Consider the following 344-nt stretch of genomic DNA (forward strand, 5'->3'; position numbering starts at 1 on the left):
TCCCCTTCACACTCCCGGGTACAGCCATCGCCGAGCCCGCCAGCACACTGTTGCGTAAAAATGTTTTCCTGTTCATATCCCTTTGGTTTTAGTTACTTATATAACTAATAACAACTTATCTCCTCTTACCTAAACCACTTCCGTTCGTCCGGGCACGGGCACCGGGTATGTTCCATCGGGTCCCGGCACGACGGGCGGGGTCTCCTCCCAGCCGATCACATCCCCCGAGTAGGTGGCCATCCGCCCCAACAGGGCCGTCAGCGTACTCTTGGCGCCGTTCTCGGTATCGTTGATCTGCTCGCCGTTGCGGATTGCGGCAAACAGCTCATCGTGCTCCTGCTGGT

At 57.0% G+C, this 344-nt stretch carries 1 pseudogene; it reads right to left on the bottom strand.

The window, feature by feature from the left end:
- Positions 1–129 precede the first annotated feature (129 nt).
- A pseudogene (locus ACG2E4_RS18555) lies at positions 130–344 on the bottom strand (dehydrogenase); the annotation flags it as partial.

Source organism: Halalkalibaculum sp. DA384 (assembly GCF_043951955.1).
Taxonomy (GTDB): Bacteria; Bacteroidota; Rhodothermia; order Balneolales; family Balneolaceae; genus JAMQKA01.